15 protein-coding genes are annotated in these 17,058 nt (G+C 40.0%); 13 read left to right on the top strand and 2 right to left on the bottom strand.

What is annotated here, in order from left to right; all coding sequences use genetic code 11:
* Positions 1 to 35: 35 nt before the first annotated feature.
* The 13 genes from AC3M61_RS08865 to pepV all read left to right on the top strand — a co-directional run bounded on the left by AC3M61_RS08865 (position 36) and on the right by pepV (position 14,920).
* Entirely contained in the window at positions 36 to 1,307 is a 1,272-nt protein-coding gene (locus tag AC3M61_RS08865; RefSeq protein ID WP_500780510.1) for an extracellular solute-binding protein, read from the top strand.
* On the top strand, positions 1,279 to 2,193 hold the full coding sequence (locus tag AC3M61_RS08860) for a carbohydrate ABC transporter permease (RefSeq protein WP_500780509.1): 915 nt from the start codon (positions 1,279 to 1,281) through the stop codon (positions 2,191 to 2,193). Before AC3M61_RS08865 ends, AC3M61_RS08860 begins: the two co-directional genes overlap by 29 nt.
* Positions 2,190 to 3,035 (top strand): carbohydrate ABC transporter permease, encoded by an 846-nt coding sequence (locus tag AC3M61_RS08855; RefSeq protein WP_500780508.1) that lies wholly within the window; start codon positions 2,190 to 2,192, stop codon positions 3,033 to 3,035. Before AC3M61_RS08860 ends, AC3M61_RS08855 begins: the two co-directional genes overlap by 4 nt.
* Positions 3,032 to 4,471, top strand: coding sequence for an MFS transporter (locus tag AC3M61_RS08850; protein ID WP_500780507.1), 1,440 nt, complete (start codon positions 3,032 to 3,034; stop codon positions 4,469 to 4,471). Before AC3M61_RS08855 ends, AC3M61_RS08850 begins: the two co-directional genes overlap by 4 nt.
* A 46-nt stretch (positions 4,472 to 4,517) precedes the next feature.
* The gene (locus tag AC3M61_RS08845; RefSeq protein WP_500780506.1) at positions 4,518 to 5,426 is read left to right on the top strand and encodes a DMT family transporter; all 909 of its coding nucleotides are present in this window, start codon (positions 4,518 to 4,520) and stop codon (positions 5,424 to 5,426) included.
* 5 nt (positions 5,427 to 5,431) lie between these two features.
* The gene (locus AC3M61_RS08840; protein ID WP_500780505.1) at positions 5,432 to 6,550 is read left to right on the top strand and encodes an iron-containing alcohol dehydrogenase family protein; all 1,119 of its coding nucleotides are present in this window, start codon (positions 5,432 to 5,434) and stop codon (positions 6,548 to 6,550) included.
* 16 nt (positions 6,551 to 6,566) lie between these two features.
* Positions 6,567 to 7,442, top strand: a complete 876-nt coding sequence (locus AC3M61_RS08835; protein WP_500780504.1) for a transketolase — start codon at positions 6,567 to 6,569, stop codon at positions 7,440 to 7,442.
* Positions 7,439 to 8,407: a transketolase family protein gene (locus AC3M61_RS08830; protein ID WP_500780503.1), complete on the top strand. Its 969-nt coding sequence runs from the start codon at positions 7,439 to 7,441 to the stop codon at positions 8,405 to 8,407. The genes AC3M61_RS08835 and AC3M61_RS08830 overlap by 4 nt, the downstream gene beginning before the upstream one ends.
* A 37-nt stretch (positions 8,408 to 8,444) precedes the next feature.
* A complete protein-coding gene (locus tag AC3M61_RS08825; RefSeq protein ID WP_500780502.1) occupies positions 8,445 to 10,466 on the top strand; it encodes an alpha-glucosidase in 2,022 nt (673 codons plus the stop codon).
* Positions 10,463 to 11,914, top strand: a complete 1,452-nt coding sequence (locus tag AC3M61_RS08820) for a hypothetical protein (protein ID WP_500780501.1) — start codon at positions 10,463 to 10,465, stop codon at positions 11,912 to 11,914. The genes AC3M61_RS08825 and AC3M61_RS08820 overlap by 4 nt, the downstream gene beginning before the upstream one ends.
* Before the next feature lie 22 nt (positions 11,915 to 11,936).
* A complete protein-coding gene (locus AC3M61_RS08815) occupies positions 11,937 to 12,419 on the top strand; it encodes an RpiB/LacA/LacB family sugar-phosphate isomerase (RefSeq protein WP_500780500.1) in 483 nt (160 codons plus the stop codon).
* On the top strand, positions 12,419 to 13,462 hold the full coding sequence (locus tag AC3M61_RS08810; protein ID WP_500780499.1) for a LacI family DNA-binding transcriptional regulator: 1,044 nt from the start codon (positions 12,419 to 12,421) through the stop codon (positions 13,460 to 13,462). Before AC3M61_RS08815 ends, AC3M61_RS08810 begins: the two co-directional genes overlap by 1 nt.
* Before the next feature lie 63 nt (positions 13,463 to 13,525).
* The gene (gene pepV / locus AC3M61_RS08805) at positions 13,526 to 14,920 is read left to right on the top strand and encodes a dipeptidase PepV (RefSeq protein ID WP_500780498.1); all 1,395 of its coding nucleotides are present in this window, start codon (positions 13,526 to 13,528) and stop codon (positions 14,918 to 14,920) included.
* A 46-nt stretch (positions 14,921 to 14,966) separates the two neighbouring features.
* On the opposite strand, the gene AC3M61_RS08800 is transcribed toward pepV, so the two are convergent.
* Together AC3M61_RS08800 and AC3M61_RS08795 are read right to left on the bottom strand one after the other, a co-directional pair.
* Entirely contained in the window at positions 14,967 to 15,986 is a 1,020-nt protein-coding gene (locus AC3M61_RS08800) for an alpha/beta hydrolase (protein WP_500780497.1), read from the bottom strand.
* A complete protein-coding gene (locus AC3M61_RS08795; RefSeq protein ID WP_500780496.1) occupies positions 15,980 to 16,975 on the bottom strand; it encodes an alpha/beta hydrolase family protein in 996 nt (331 codons plus the stop codon). Before AC3M61_RS08795 ends, AC3M61_RS08800 begins: the two co-directional genes overlap by 7 nt.
* Positions 16,976 to 17,058 lie beyond the last annotated feature (83 nt).

Raw genomic sequence — 17,058 nt, 5'->3', positions numbered from 1 at the left:
TTTTTAATTACGAACCTTCCAAGGGGGTGATGTGGATGAAAAGGGTATTAGTAGCGATGCTTCTAGTAAGCCTTTTGGCGATTGTTTTTGCGGCACCTTACAACACAACGATTAAAGTTCTGGCGTGGGATGATGCGCTAACACAAGCTCTCAAGACAGGTATACCCGAATTTGAAAAAGCCACGGGTATAAAAGTTGTTCTTGAGTTAGTGCCATCGGGTAACTTACTTCAAAAGATAGGTGTTAGTGTGGGTGTAGACAGAACGGACTACGATTTGGTAACGGTTGATGAACCATTTATCCCTGCCCTCGCATACCTCATGTTACCATTTGGGCAGTGGGGACCAGGAAAAGTTTACAAAAAGCCGAGTCTCAATGTTTTTGCGCCGAATGCTTTTGAAGCAGCCCAGTGGGCAGGGGTTTTCGTAGGTATGCCCATTAACGCAAACGTTTATGTCTGGTTAACAAGGAAAGATTTAATCAATGACCCGAAGTACAGAACTGAGTTCAAAGCAAAATATGGATACGACCTTGGTGTACCAAAAACGTTCAAGGAACTAAGGGATATGGCAGAGTTCTTCTATTCCAAAGGTATATATGGATTCGCACCGTTCACAAAACAGACGGAAGGTTCAACAGCAGAAGCGATATTCATGTTCGAATCATTTGGCACAAGTCCTTTGACTGTCCAAGGAGGCAAAGTTGTTGTTTCTCTCGATGAAAAGAAAGCAGTCGAAGCGATTAATTTCTACAAAGAACTCTTAAAGTTCTCACCTCCAGGGGCACTTGACATGGGACACTCGGAAAGGATTGCAGCATTTAATCAGGGGAAAGTATTTACGATGTTCCAGTGGCCAGCTCTTGTTCCGCAACATGAAGACCCAAATAACTCACTTGTCGCAGGTAAGATTATCTACTCTGCACCACCAGTTGGTCCGGTAAAAGGAGCAGCCATTAGAGGGTGCTGGGTGTTGGCTATGCCAATTGCTTCAAAGAACAAAGCGGCGGCAGCAGAATTTGCTTATTGGTGGGCTTCATATGAAACAGGGCAAAAACTCATCCCAAAAGGTTTCACTCCAGCTAGGTCTGATTTATTGCTGAACCCGAATTACAACAAGGAGAGACCTTGGTTTAAGGCAATTTTTGATTCTATGAGAAACGCAGTCGCCAGGCCAAGGTTTACAAAATACCCAGAAGCTTCTCAGATAATCAGGAACTATTGGTTGGCAGCAATAAGCGGAAAAATGTCGCCAGAGGAAGCTGTGAGGAAGATGAAAGATGAGCTCAGCGAGCTTGTTGGGAAATAGTAAGACAAAAAAAAGTGGGGGCGCATGCCCCCATTGGTTCTTCATCATTCCTGCCTTAGTAATAGTTTTTGCTATTCTGATATTTCCTGTAATATACTCCGTTTACATGGCAACATTCGAATGGCACTTGTTTTATAGTGCTGAGAGAAAGTTTGTTGGGGTGGGAAACTTTATACAGTTGTTTAGAGATAAAGAATTTTTACATTCTCTATGGCTTCAGTTCGGTTTTGTTGTCATTGCACTACCAATAGAGACGGTTTTAGGCTTCTTCGTGGCGCTGTTATTGAATCGAGAAGGGAAGTTCTATGCTTTGGTTAGGTCGTTGCTTTTGCTACCTGTTTTTATTCTTCCTGTTATCTCCGGTTTGACTTGGCGTTTGATGTTACAACCAGGATACGGTATCATAAGCTTCATTTTGGAAAAACTTGGGTTTGGTGTAAAGGCATGGCTTGCGGAACCTGATTTTGCTTACGGGATGGTGATAGTTCAGGATGTCTGGCGTATGTGGCCATTTATGTTTATGTTCATATACGCCGGATTGACTGGACTACCAAAGGAAATTATCGAAGCCGCAGAAATCGATGGTGCTAGGTTTTGGACAAGGGTGTTTAAAATTATCTTGCCACAGCTTAGGCCAACGATAGCAACAGCATTTTTGCTTAGGTTGGTTGATGCACTGAGAATATTCTCCGAAGTTTACGTTATGACCGGCGGAGGACCTGGGAACGCAACGATGTTGTTGTCACTTTATATCAATAAGCAAGCATTTGAGTTTTTTAATATAGGATACGCTGCTGCGATGGGTGTTGTTTTGCTTGTTCTTGCACTAACATTATCTTTCTTTATCGTACGCGGGAATATTCAGTTTGAAGGTGAGCGTGGATGAAAGCGAACGTAGGTAGAAAAAGAGGGAAAAAGATGGTTGTTTCATTCATTCTTTTCATTGTTTCGTTAATCGTTTTAATAGTTGAATTGATGCCTATAATGGTTGTTATTACCAGTGGGTTTAAAAGAGACATCGATATCTGGGTTCGTGGCCCTTTTTACTTTAAACCAACACTTCAAAGTTACAAAGAGGTGCTTTCAAACACAGACTTTTTAATGAGTTTGAAAAATAGTCTTCTTGTTGGCGTGAGTTCAACGGTAATTTCAATCATTGTTGGTGCCATGGCTTCTTATGGACTTACAAGGTACGTATTTAGGTTCAAAGAAGCGATAGCATACACTTTCCTTGGTTTCAGAATGGTTCCACAAATATCCCTTGTTATACCACTTTACGTCATGTTTAACTACTTAAGACTGAGAGATACGCTGACGGGGATAATATTGGCTCATGTTAGTTTTAACATACCATATGTCATATGGTTACTTTTACCCTTTTTTGCTGCTGTGCCTCGTGATTACGAAGAAGCAGCAAGAGTAGATGGTGCAACGGAAAAGCAGATTTTTTGGAGAGTCTTCTTTCCACTTGTGTCTCCAGGACTTGTGGTAGCAAGTGTATTCGTATTTTTGATGTCTTGGAACGAATTTTTGTATGCTCTGATTTTAACATCGGTAAATGCAAGGACTGCGCCTGTTGCTGTTAACGGTTTGCTTGGACAGTATGCTCCAAAATGGGGGCAGTTGACGGCTGCAGGTACTATTATGCTGATACCGGTGTTTGTTATAACTCTAAGCTTGCAAAGATACATCATAAAAGGTCTTATATCAGGGGGGATTAAAGGATGAGTAAAGAAGTTAAGAAGGGAAACCAAATGAATGGAAACGAAAAGGTTCCGTTCATAACAAAGTTTTTCTTTGGGTTCGGTGATGTTTACGGTGGGGGAGTATTTAACATCATCAACTTCTTTTACGCGATATTTTTAACCGATGTTGTTAAGATTCCTCCAGCTTATGCCTCCATCATTTTTTTGGTCGGTAAGATATGGGATGCTATAACGGATCCAATAATGGGTTACATAAGTGACAGGACGAAATCAAGGTGGGGTAGACGAAGACCGTATTTCTTGTTTGGCGTACCATTTATATTTTTATCGTTCGTTATGGTTTGGTATCCGGTATCGTTTGAGAGTACATTTGCAAGATTTTTATACGCTCTTTTTTCATACATGTTCCTCAATACTGTTGTGACAATGGTCTTAATACCTTACACCGCAATGAGTGCCGAGATTACTCTAGACTACAACGAAAGAACTGCAATAAATTCTTTGAGGCTAATGTTCTCTCTGTTTTCATCACTACTTTGCGCGGTTTTACCGATGATGATAGTGAAAAGCATGGGCGACCCAAAGAAGGGTTACTTAACGATGTCTATCATCTTCGGAGCTTTCTTTGCACTGCCATATCTTGGTGTTTTTGCATTTACAAAAGAAAAGAACTTCAAACCGGCGACAACAAAACTGAATTTTAAAGAATTAATTATAGAACCACTCAAAATAAAGACATTCAGGCTTTATCTTGGCATGTTCCTTTTTGCGTATCTGGCGATTGACACCGTTTCTGTTATCTTCCCGTACTACATGAAATACTACATCGGAAGACCTTACTTTGTTTCCGCTGTTCTAGGTGTTTTACTTATAACCGAAATCATCTTCGTACCAGTTTATGCAACAATTGCGAGGAGAAAAAGTAAGAATTTTGCATATATCGTTGGTGCTTTGGTATGGATGGTAGGTGCCGCACTCACATTCTTCTTCAGACCAGATTGGCCGTCACAACTGTTGCTAGCTGTTGCAGCACTGATAGGTGCAGGTGTTTCTGCAGTCGCTGTTATGCCACATACCATTCTTGGAGATGTTACTGATGTTGCAGAGTTAAAGTATTCCGAAAGAAGGGAAGGAAGTATTTCTTCGCTTGCAACGTTCCTTAGAAAAGTTGCATCAGCGCTTGTTCAAGCTTTAATTCTTTTGATACTTGGTGCTGTAGGATACATAAATCCAAAGGGTAACGAGATTCCAAAACAACCAGAGAGTGTTGTATTGGCGATACGGTTAATAGTTTTCGTTGGACCAATCTTGTTACTGTTGGTGGGTATCTACTGTGCAATAAGATACCCACTCAAACCAGAAGTTCATAAAAGACTGATGGAAACTCTGAACGCCAAACGTTTGGGTACAAATGTAGATGAAGGAGCTTTGGAGGAATTGGAGAGAGAGTTAATTTGACAATTACTTTGTTTGAGCAATTTTGCTGGAGATGGAAAGGGAGAGTGTGACTATAAAGGCACTAAGCCTCTTAATACTTGTCGTTGTATGGGGAACTTATTATGTAGCAACTAAATTAGCCCTATCGGCATTTAGCGTAATCTTCAATGGTATATTTATACGTACTTTTGTGCTCTTTTTGATGCTCTTAGTGGGGGCAGTATTGAGGAGAACTGGTGAATTACTGAAGGTAAGATACATTTTTACAAGACTTCTTTTGATAGGTTTGCTCGGTTTTGCTTTGGATATTACCGCATTCTTGGGTTTCAAATATTCAACGGCTTCGAAAGGTGCGGTGCTGTTGAGAACGGATGTTCTATTTTCCGCTTTCATATCTCTGTTTTTTGGAGAAATCCCAGGGTTGTTGGATATAATTTCGATGGCGCTCATGCTCTTTGGTGTAGTTCTCGTATCAAATGCTCAAAACTTGCTGAAGCTCAGTCAAGGAGATGTATTTTTCTTACTTAGTGCGTTTTTCATAAGTTTGAACGCATTTGTCATTCGGAGTGTTCAGGAAGATAAGAGAAACCCTGGAACAGATTTTGTTATCGCGTTTTACAATAATTTCTTTACACTAGTGTTTTTCTCTCTTTTTTCGTTCAAATCACTACTATACGAGTTGGTTGGTAACTTTAGACTAGTTGGCATTAATATACCTACGTTGGGACTTATTGCTGCCGGCATGTTTCAGTACTTAATATACGTTGTTTATTACAAAAATCTAAGACTTTTCCCGGTATGGCTTGTAAGAACTTCTCTTTTGTTCATGCCGGTGTATGTGCTGTTTGTGATGTCTTTTTTTGGAGAGTCCATTACTGGTAAACAGTTAATAGGTGTCGTGGTGATACTCGTGGGTGCGTTCTTGTTGACCATGAACAATCAGTTTATCAAACAAGGAAAGCAAGCGAGGAGGTGATAAATATGTTAGAAACCGAGAAATTCCAAATCTTTAATCCTGTCAGAATTGTATACGGAAAGGGTGAATTAGAAAACTCGAGGGATATCTTCGGTGTTTCGCAAGTGCTTGTTATATGTGACCCATTTGTTAGCACAAGCGAATATTTTAAAAAGGCTATGGAAAAATACAAATCCGTTTTTGTTTACGATAAAATTGTTCCCAACCCATCGTGTGAAATGGTTGATGAAATTATTGAGATTGTGTACGAGTATTCAAAAGGTTCTCCGAAATTTGAGGGTGTGATAGGCATCGGTGGAGGGAGTACACTTGATACTGCAAAAGCGATAAGCTCTCTGTTGGTGAGTGAAGGGAAACTGAGTGATTATGTCGATGGAAAGAAAAGGTTTGATAAAAGATTACCCCTGATGCTTGTGCCAACGACATCAGGAACAGGCAGTGAAGTGACAAATGTTGGAGTTTACACACTGAATGGAATAAAGAGACCGATGACGAGTCCAACATTTTGGGCGGATGTTGCTTTGATAGACCCTATCTTGACTTATTCGATGCCAAGGAGAATTGCAGCTACAACAGGGCTCGATGCGCTTACACATGCAGTTGAGAGCTACTGGGCTAGTAGTACGCAACCTTACACGGAAGGGCTTGCTTTGAGAGCAGCAAAAATGATACTGGAAAGTTTCGAAGCTTCTATCGATGGTGAAGAATGGGCAAGGGATGAAATGGCTGTGGCAGCGACGATAGCAGGTGTGGCGTTTAGTCAAACAAGAACAACAGCTGCTCACGCTATTAGCTTTCCAATAACGAGCTTTTACAACGTGGAACATGGGCTTGCGTGTGCACTGACGCTACCAAGTTTGATTAGATGGACTTACAAATTTGTTTCCAAGAAAATGGATGATTTTGCAAGTTATCTCGGGTTGAAAGATGTGGGAGAACTTGCCAGGAAAGTGGAGCAACTAATGGAGTATTCAGGGTTTTCACGCAGGCTTTGTGACTATGGTGTAAAGGAAAATGAGCTTGAAGAAATAGCTAGAGTTTCCATGGAAGCGAACATAATAAATCTGACACCAGGGAAACCAAGCTATGATGATGTGCTAAGAATCTTAAAAGAGATATTCTGATGAGGAGGGATTAGTTTTGAGTGGTAAACTACTAGATTTGACACCGGAAGAAGTTACTTTCTTGAAAAAGAAAGCAACGCAAATAAGAATTATTACCCTTGAAATGATAGGTCATCTTGGAGTAGGGCATGTCGGAGGTTCTCTATCCATAGCTGAAGCTTTGGCGGTGCTCTACTACAAGGTTATGAGAATAGACCCCAAGAACCCTAAATGGGACGAACGGGACAGATTTGTCCTGTCGAAAGGTCATGCTGGACCTGCGCTCTACGCCGTATTAGCGGACCTTGGATACTTTCCATACGAATGTATATACACGTTGAACAAACCTAACACGAACCTTCCAAGTCATTGCGACAGGTTAAAAACTCCAGGTGTTGATATGACCGCTGGCTCACTCGGACAAGGTTTATCAGCTGCCGTTGGCATGGCACTTGGGGCGAGGATCAGGAAGATAAACATACGTGTCTTTGCTCTTATAGGGGACGGAGAATCTCAAGAGGGTCAAATCTGGGAGGCAGCAATGTTTGCTTCACACAATAAACTGAATAACTTAATTGCTTTTACCGATTACAACAAAATGCAGATAGACGGCTACATTCACGAAGTTAATAACCTTGAACCACTTGCAGATAAATGGAGAGCGTTTAATTGGCACGTGGTAGAAGTTGATGGCCACGATGTACAGCAGATATACAATGCTATCCGTGAGGGCATGTCGCAAGATGAAAAACCAACGATGATAATATTGCACACAATCAAAGGTAAAGGGGCTTTCTTTGCGGAAGGTAAAGTGACATCTCACAATATGCCTATCAAAAAAGAGGAATTAAAAATTGCGATAGATAGCCTCAGAAAAGAAATCGAAGAAATTGAAGGGGTTGATGTGCAATGAACAATACAAAGAAACAACTGCCTTTGCCAACGCAAGATGATAGGGAAATTAGAGATATATACGGCGAGCTGTTGCTTGATTTGGCAGAACAGGACGAGCGCATTGTTGTGTTAAACGCGGACTTAGCAAGGTCGGATAGCACACTGAAATTCAAAGAAAAGTTTCCCGAGAGATTTATCGATGTTGGGGTGGCAGAGGCGAATATGATGGGTATAGCTGCAGGACTTGCAAATATGGGACTTATTCCAATTGCTCACAGTTTTACCCCGTTTGCAACCAGGCGTGCGTACGACCAAATAACAATATCCATAGCTTACGCGGGATTACCTGTGAAAATAATGGGAACAGACCCAGGTGTTACTGCAGAACTCAACGGCGGTACACATATGAGCTTTGAAGACGCTGGTATAATGAGAAACCTGCCAAATATGGTCATAGTTGAACCTGCTGATGCTATTCAACTTAGAGCGTTGTTTAAGCAAATCATCTATTGCGACCAACCAGTTTATACAAGGCTTTACAGACGAAGAAAGGACAGGTTCTTTACTGGAGATGAAAAATTTGAAATAGGAAAGATATACACTATGAAAGATGGAAAAGATATAACGATAATCGCTTCTGGGCTAATGGTGGGGCAAGCAATAATTGCTACTAATATGCTGGAAGATGAGGGAATAAGCGTGAGATTATTGAATATGCATACACTTAAACCAGTTGATGAGGAGACTATTATTAAAGCGGCAATGGAAACTGGAAAGATAGTTGTTGTTGAAAACCACAGCATACTCAACGGATGGGGAAGTGCGGTCTGTGAAGTAGTAGCCGAACACTATCCAGTTCCCGTTGTAAGAATAGGTGTAAGGGACCACTTTGGCGAGGTCGGATTAACGGACTTTCTTCTTGAGAAATACAAGATGACAGCAAAGGATATTTACAGTGAAGCTAAAAAGCTTTTGGAAAAGTAAGGTTGTGTGACCTTTATAGTTCAAAGAGGTGTTAACAATGATAGAGATTAACGATAAATCAATTAGATTAAAGCTAGGAAATTTTGAATTGATGCATAAGAAGAATTTTCCTATGTTTGCAGTGGGCTATGGTCAAAACAGATACGAAATGTCGCACGGGAATTTTAACATTTCAAAGTACTACAAAAGTAAGATACCGCTGAGAGAGTTTAAAGTGATATCGAAAACGTCAGAAAGTTATGAAATACTCTTCTATTCAAATAGCGGTGAGGAACTGAAATGTAGATTCAGCGTTGGCACAGACACGGTGAGTATTGAAATACTATCACACTCAGAACAATTGAACAGATTTTGGATTTACATACCTGCATTGGAAAATGAGGAAATATACGGATGCGGTGAACAATACTCTTATTTAAACCTTCGTTCAAAAAGAGTTCCGTTGTGGGTTTCAGAGCAGGGCGTTGGAAGGAACAAGAGGGATATCATAACCCATTTTGCGAACTTCAAAGATGATGCAGGCGGAGATTGGTACACCACCTACTTTCCTCAACCAACGTTTGTTTCGAGTAAAAATTACTACGCGATAGTGCATAGTTATGCTTACAGTGAATTTGATTTCTCACATAGAGATTTCCATGAGCTTGAAATACATGAAATACCTCAGAAGATAGAATTTGGCGTTGGAGAGTCGCTTACTGACACGGTAATAAAACTTTCCAAAAGTATTGGCCTTCCAAATCCGCTTCCTGATTGGATATACGATGGAGTAATTCTGGGGCTTCAGGGCGGGCGAGATGTGGTTATGCCAAAAATTATGAATGCACTTGAAAAAGGTTTGAAAATAACTGGGCTTTGGATACAAGATTGGGAAGGCAAACGTGTTACGACTTTCGGAAGGCAGTTGATGTGGAACTGGGTCTATGATGAGAGCATGTATCCAGATTTGCCTGGAATGATAAATCAACTCAAAAGTATGGGAATAAGGACGCTTGGTTATATAAACACATTCCTTGCTTTAGAAGGCTCGCTTTACAAAGAAGCTTCGAAAAAGGGATATCTTGTTAAAAAAGCCAATGGCGAAGAGTACCACGTTGTAGTTACAACCTTCCCAGCAGCACTTGTCGATTTCACAAACCCTGAAGCCAGGGAATGGATAAAGAACGTTATCAAATCAAATATGATAGGTATTGGACTTTCTGGTTGGATGGCTGACTTTGGAGAGTATCTACCAACAGACGCTGTTTTGTACGATGAAACGCCGGCAGAGCTGTATCACAACAAGTATCCTGTGGAATGGGCAAAAATAAACGCAGAAGCAGTCGAAGAAGCAGGAAAAAAAGGTGAAGTTGTGTTTTTCATGAGGGCGGGAAATCTTTACAGTGCTAAGTACTCAACACTTTTCTGGCATGGAGACCAGCTTGTGAATTGGTCGAAGGATGATGGATTACCCTCTGTTATTGTTGCAGCACTCTCTATGACAATGTCAGGAATAGGACTCACTCATTCTGATATAGGCGGATACACAACGTTGGCAAAAAACGTACCTGACATAGTTGTGACAAAACGAACAAAAGAATTATTTATAAGATGGGCTGAACAGGCTACTTTCACACCAGTTATGAGAACACATGAAGGTAATTGGCCAGATGAGAATTGGCAGTTCGACTCGGATGAAGAGACGTTAGAGCACTTTGCACGCATGAGCAAAGTTCATTTTGCTTTGAAACCATATATAAAGCATCTTGTTGAAGAATACACTTACAAAGGAAAACCGATAATAATGCCTCTAAACCTAAAATACAAGGTTGATAATGTCGAAGAGTTAAAGTATCAATATCTTTTTGGAGAAGATTTATTGGTAGCCCCCGTTGTAGAAAATGGTCAAAACGTAAAGAAAGTGTTTTTACCAGATGATGAATGGATACATTTGTGGAGTGGTAAAAAGTACTCAGGAGGTATTTACGAAATAGAAGCCCCGCTAGGTTATCCACCGGTGTTTTACAGGTTGAGTTCTCGCTGGAAAGATATTTTTGAGAAGGCAGGTGACGTGGAATGAGAAGCAGTATGAAACGAAAACTCAAAGTAGGACTTGTTGGACTTATTCAGCTGAATTACAGAGGAAACAAGCAAGAGGTTTACAACAAAAGTGTCGAGGGTTTGAGAAAATTGTCTCAGGAGCTTGATTTTGAATTCTATTGGAGAAAAGACTTTGTTGTGACTAAAAATGACGCTATCCAAGCACTTAAAGAAATGGAAGACCAAAAAATTGATTTTCTCCTTGTCCAGTCTACATCTTTTTCTTCTGGGTATCTGATACAAATCTTGGCTCAAACTAAAGCTTACCTTGGTCTGTGGGCTGTACCGGAGATAACCACTTCTGGTCCTTTACCACTTAATTCGTTCTGTAATATGAATCTAAACATGAGTATTATAGATAGATTCTTACCTTACCTTGGTAAAGATGCAAAATGGTTCTACGGATTTGTTGAGGACGAACTTTTCAAAAGAAGGTTTGAAGTAACAATAAGAGCGCTACGAGCTATAGTCAATGTGAAAGGTTCAAACTATGCACTGGTTGGTGGACGGGCACCCGGGTTCGATAACTTGTTTTACGATCCAAGGCTTTTAATGTCCAAATTTGGTGTTTCAGTTGACGAGATAGAGTTCGGAGATTTAAAGAAGCTGTTCTTTGAACAAAGTGTTGGTAAGGTTCGAGAAATTGAAAGAGAAATCCGCGAAAAATACTTTATTGCTGATGAATTTGCTGAAGGTTTTATAGAGAAGATGGCAAGGCTTGTCTGTGCAGTTAGAGAACTTGCTCAGAAAGGTAATTATGATGGTCTTGCGATAAGTTGTTGGCCAAGATTCAGAAGTGAGTTGGGCATGGTACCTTGCGGAGCGTACGCGTTCCTTTCTGATGAAGGAAATACAACTGTCTGTGAAGGTGATATCGTTAGCTTGCTAAGTATGAAAATACTCGAGTATATATCTGATTATCCGGCAATCTTAATGGACTTATCCAGTTTTGACATGTCCGATAACAGCATCTTCTTGTGGCACTGCGGCATTGGTAGCAAATATTACTCCAAAGGTCAGCCCATCTTAGAAAGACATTTTAACCCTGGACCTTACGTAGATGGAAAGGGATGGTTAGAAATGGCACCGGTGGCGAGTATGAAGTTTTCAGAGATGCCAGCAACCATAGCAAGGATTGGGAATAACTTGTCTGAGTATTTCGTAATGACCGGTGAATTTATAAACGATGAAAGCAAACCGGATTACTTTGGCAGCAGAGGATGGTTGGGAAAACTCAAATACTTTGGGCAAGAAATCAGTGCCCTTGACTTAATGAATACATTGCTTGTTAGAAAGGTAGAACATCACTTCCCTGTTGTTAAAGGTATCTGGGATAACGAATTCATAGAGGCCATGAATTGGCTCGAGCTTTCTCCAGTAAAGAAAGTTACATACAAGGATTATTATCAAAATTACAAATTGATATAATAAAGAAAAGGGGGAATACAGTATGGCTGATAAGAGGATAGTTATTGGTTCTGATAAATCAGGGTTTACTTTAAAGGAGGCGGTGAAAAAGCACCTTCAAGAGAAGGGATACGAAGTAGAAGACGTGGGAACTTTGGATCCAGAAAACTGGCTTCCTTACTATGTAGTTGCGCCGCGTGTTGCGAAAAAGATTCAGTCTGGGGAATACGAGAGAGGGATATTGATATGCGGAACAGGTGCAGGTATGTCAATAGTTGCGAATAAATTTAAGGGTATATACGCGGTTGCCGTCGAAGGTAGCTACACAGGAAAGATGGCAAAAGTTGTGAATAACGCAAATGTGCTTACAATGGGTGGTTGGGTTATTGCTCCTGAGCAAGCATGCGATGTGGTGGATAAATGGCTTGAGTCTTCTTTTACAGAAGGTTTTCCAGAATGGCGCCAAGAGTTTTTGAAGAATGCGTATAAAGAAGTTCAGAAAATTGAGGAGGAAAACTTTAAATAATGGTGAAAAGAAAAAAGTTTGCAACGATAAAAGATGTTGCTGAAGCTTCAGGATTTTCCATTAACACTGTTTCGCGTGCACTAAGTGGGCGCGGATACGTGAAGAAAGAGACCAAGGAAAAAATTCTCCGTGTTGCAGCTGAGCTTGGATACACAAGAGATTGTACAGCGAGTGCATTAAGAACAAGGAAAACACATCTAATAGGTGTTGTCGTTGTCGACAACACCAATCCTTTCTATGCGGAAGTAATAAAGGGAATTGAACTCGAGGCTCGAAACTACGGTTACACAATATTGCTTGTGAACACTGATCGAAATTATGAAAACGAAGAAAAAGCTATAAACACTTTACTACAAAGACGTGTTGATGGTTTAATCATAACAGCGGTGCAAACAAAGATAGACGATATTCTCAGATTAGTCCAGCAGGGAATTCCAAACGTTGTAATCGGGGCAAGATTTGAAAATATACCTACAAACTACGTATGCAGTGATGATGAACGTGGCGGATATATAGCAATGAAATACCTTTTAGACACTGGACATAAAAATGTGCTCTTTTTGAATGCTCAGAAATACAAATATGCAGCAAGAGTTAGGGAACAGGGGATGAGAAAAGCTCTAAATGAGTACGAACTAACCTCGGAAAACAAAGTTGAGTTCGAAGTCATATGCTCAAATGAAGGTTTCGAAAATGCTTACGAAACTTTCCAAATGTTTCTCCAGAAGATGAAAAAAGAGTTTAAGTATGATGCGATAATCTGTTATAACGACATCTTTGCCTATGCAGTTATCAAACTATTAAAAGAGCATGGATTCAAAATTCCTGAGGAACTTTCCGTCATTGGATTCGATGACATCAGCTTTTCATCGATAATAGAGCCTCCGCTAACCACGGTAGCTACAGATAAAATCCGATTGGGAAGGGAAGCATTCAAGAGCGTCATAAGAAATATTGAAACTGGTTCCATTTCGCAGATAATTTTGCCCATTGAATTAAGAATAAGAAACTCTACTAAAAACCGGAGCGATGGAAATTCTTAGTGTAAAGTTTTTCACGTTTATGGTAAAATATTGATGAATAAAAAATAGAAAGGGGTATAAGCTATGTCGGATATCAACAAAATCATCAACGAAAAGGTTGACAAATATTTTGATGAAATCTTAGAAGCTCTCAAAAAGGTTATAGCGATTAGATCTGTAATGAGTGAACCAAAAGATGGAATGCCTTTTGGTGAAGGTCCTGCAAAAGCTTTGCACGAAACCCTGAAGATAGCGGAAGAACTTGGATTTAAGAGTGTGAATGTTGATAACTATGCAGGACACGTTGAATACGGAGAAGGTGGGAAACTTTACGCGGTTCTTGGACACTTAGACGTTGTCCCCGAAGGTGATATAGAAAGGTGGACAAGCAATCCGTTTGAACTGGTGATTAGAGATGGCAAGATGTATGGTAGAGGTGTTTCTGACGACAAAGGTCCAAGCATCGGCGCACTTTTTGCATTGAAGATAGCCTCAGAATTGGTCGATAAACCAAAAAATAGGGTGCGTGTTATATTTGGCACAAACGAAGAGAATGGTTCGCAGTGCTTGAAGTATTACTTTACAAAAGAACCTTATCCGGATGCGGCAGTGACACCGGATGGTGATTTTCCAGCCGTCTTTGCAGAAAAAGGTATAGTTACTTACACTATAAAAAGAACTATCACTAAAGACTACTCCACAAAGCTTGTTGAACTCAAGGCGGGAACAGCAGCAAATGTTGTGCCAGAAGAATGTATTGCAGTGATTGAAACGGACAAAATAAACGAAATAGCGTATCTTGTTTCAAACTATTCAAGCGTATGCAGGTATGAATACGAGGTTGCTGGTGATAGAATAACAATAAAATCACTTGGCAAATCTGCACACGGTGCTCATCCAGAAGCAGGAATTAATGCGGCTTCAGGTATGCTTGAATTACTTTCAAGAATTGATTTTGGTCCGGAAAATGAGACGATTAGAACGTTATACGAACGCCTTGGAAGAGATTACTACGGTATAGGTCTTGGTATATCTGGTCAAGATGATGTAAGTAAAAAACTTACGTGCAACCTTGGGATTTTAAAACTTGAAAACGATACGATAACGGCGGTTATAAACATTAGACATCCGATATTCTTCAATGTAGATATGATAACAATGCAAATCAAAGAAGCTATGAAAGGATTTGAAGTAGAACGAACAAGTTACAGCAAACCTCTTTATGTGTCAAAAGACAGTGACTTTATGAGATTGCTACTGAAGATATACCGTGAAGAAACTCAAGATATGTCCGAACCTATCTCGATCGGTGGAGGTACATATGCAAGAAGCGTTCCATACGGTGTGGCTTACGGTGCGGTTTTCCCAGGAGAAGATACACACATGCACCAGCCTGATGAATGTTGGTCTTTGGAATCGTTTAAGAAATATATTCGTATTTACACAAAACTGGTTTACGCATGGCTAACGCAAGATTAAAATAGATTATCACACTCAAATCCGAAGCCCCCAACGAGGGGCTTACTTATTTCTTTTCCTCAAGTTCTATTTTCTTCAACAGTTCCATTTGCTTTTTAAACTCTTTAATTCCCATGTTTCGCAGTATGAACCGTCCAACAAAGAAGCCAAATGGAAGCCATGTGACGTGTCCACTTGGTATGATATATCGCTTTGGTTTTCCCAGTGCTTCCCATAACAACTTCCTGCTTCTTTTTGGAAGTGCCTTGTCGAAAAGTGCCTCAACGAAGATTATTTTTTCTCTATCCACAAACTGCGCGTATGCAATGGGGTCTAGTTTCAGATAAGGGTGTATGTCACTTGATTGCATTTCTTCAACTGATTTGAATTGTCTTAACGTCTTTAGTTGTTCCTCAAAAATTTCCTTTACTTTCTTCTGGTCATCGATAAAGTGTTTTAATTTTCCTTTGGTTTTTTCGTTTGATTTTAGTTTTTCAATACTTCTTCTAAAATACGCGAGCGTAGGTGAATGCCACATAAGGGTTGCCATTTCTCCCCCAACAGTCATTAGGATTGTTTTTTTGAAATCGTTTCGAATGGCGTTTATCATAACCGATACCATACCACCAAGACAAAAACCGAAGAGATGAGCATTATCAACCCAAAGGTTCTGAGATTTCAAAAGGTCAATTACGGACAGCACATCAACAACTGACTGTTCCCAAAATTTTGTAGCTCTCTCGACATCTGCATCAAAGAAATCCTTTCCACTGACAGAACCATGTGCAACCCTTGTAAAGTTCCCTGGTAAAATTGGCATTACGACCCTGACATTAGCATTTGCAAGGTGTGTTGCCATCCACAGTAAAAACGGGATATTGGATGTTCCAAGACCATGCAAAATAAACAATATACCGACGGGCTCTTCTTTTGGGTCAAAAAGATAGTATTCAACGATTTCTGTACCTTTCTCTGGATTTGGGTAAAGTGTGTGAAAACGAGTGTAAATACCACGAAATCTCTTTGATTTCATTATATACCCTTGTGTAAAATCAGTGATTTTACCTGAGTAGGTAAAACTCACCATAACTTTCCCTCCAAAAATTGTGCGGTTTTCTCTATTATATCAACAGTTTTTCTATCCCTCAAAACAAACTCGAAACCATGATCGCCTTTTGGATGGAGGAGAAGTTTTGCTGGCAGTCCTTTTTCTCTGAGATTCTTAAACATTTTTACGGAAGAAAAATATGGAACAACGGAGTCCTTCAAACCATGCACAAGAAGAGTCGGTGGATAATTTTCGGCTATATTGTTGATGGGAGAATACCTTTCGTACACATCTTTTGCTCTTGTAGGCAATCTTTTTAGCGTCGCCGCAGCAGCGAACCTCGCAAAAATAGAAGCAGAATGCCAAATATCAAGCAAGTCACAAGGTGAATAGTAAGCTACGACGTTTTTAACCCTTTCAGGTATACGACTAGTAGCTAACAGAGCAAGATGACCACCTGCCGATAATCCCATTAGTGAAACTTTTTCATTTATCCCAAGTTTATTTGCCAAGTGATTTTCCAAAAAAACAACTGCTTGGAGGAGCTCTTCAATCAACTTTTCGATACCAGCTTTATATCCTCTTTCGTAATCTATAGTTGCTACGATGAAGCCTTTACTTACAAGGTACCTATACCAAGAAATGTTATTTGGTTGTCTCCTGTATCCACTAATCCAGCCTCCGCCGTGTGCAAAAAGCACGATGCCCTTTACATGTTGGCTTTTTTTCGATACATTGAAGATAGGTGGATAAAACACATCAAGAAAGAGACCTGGCAAATATTCGTATGTTTCGTGATTACTTAGAACGTTTGATTTTCTAAGTTCTTTTGTATCCGTGGGAAGTCTTCCAAAGATTGACTTTCTAAGAAGAGGGATGTTCAGAATCATAACTACAATCAAGAATAGCAAAAAGTTCGTGAAAGCAAGGACAAACGAGAACAATATCAATATTCCTTTTGTGAACAAAATAATCTTTGCAATGTGTGTTAAGTTGCTGAAGAATTTGACGGAACGGTTTTCATTCATGCACTTTACAACTCCCATGCAGTAATTAGTTGTACAAAAATTATATCACACGTAATAAAAAAGTGGGCTCACGCCCACTTGCA

It is taken from the genome of Fervidobacterium sp. (genome assembly GCF_059913585.1).
Note: the sequence above shows the minus strand (reverse complement) of the source record. Positions and strands in the feature narration are given on the sequence as shown.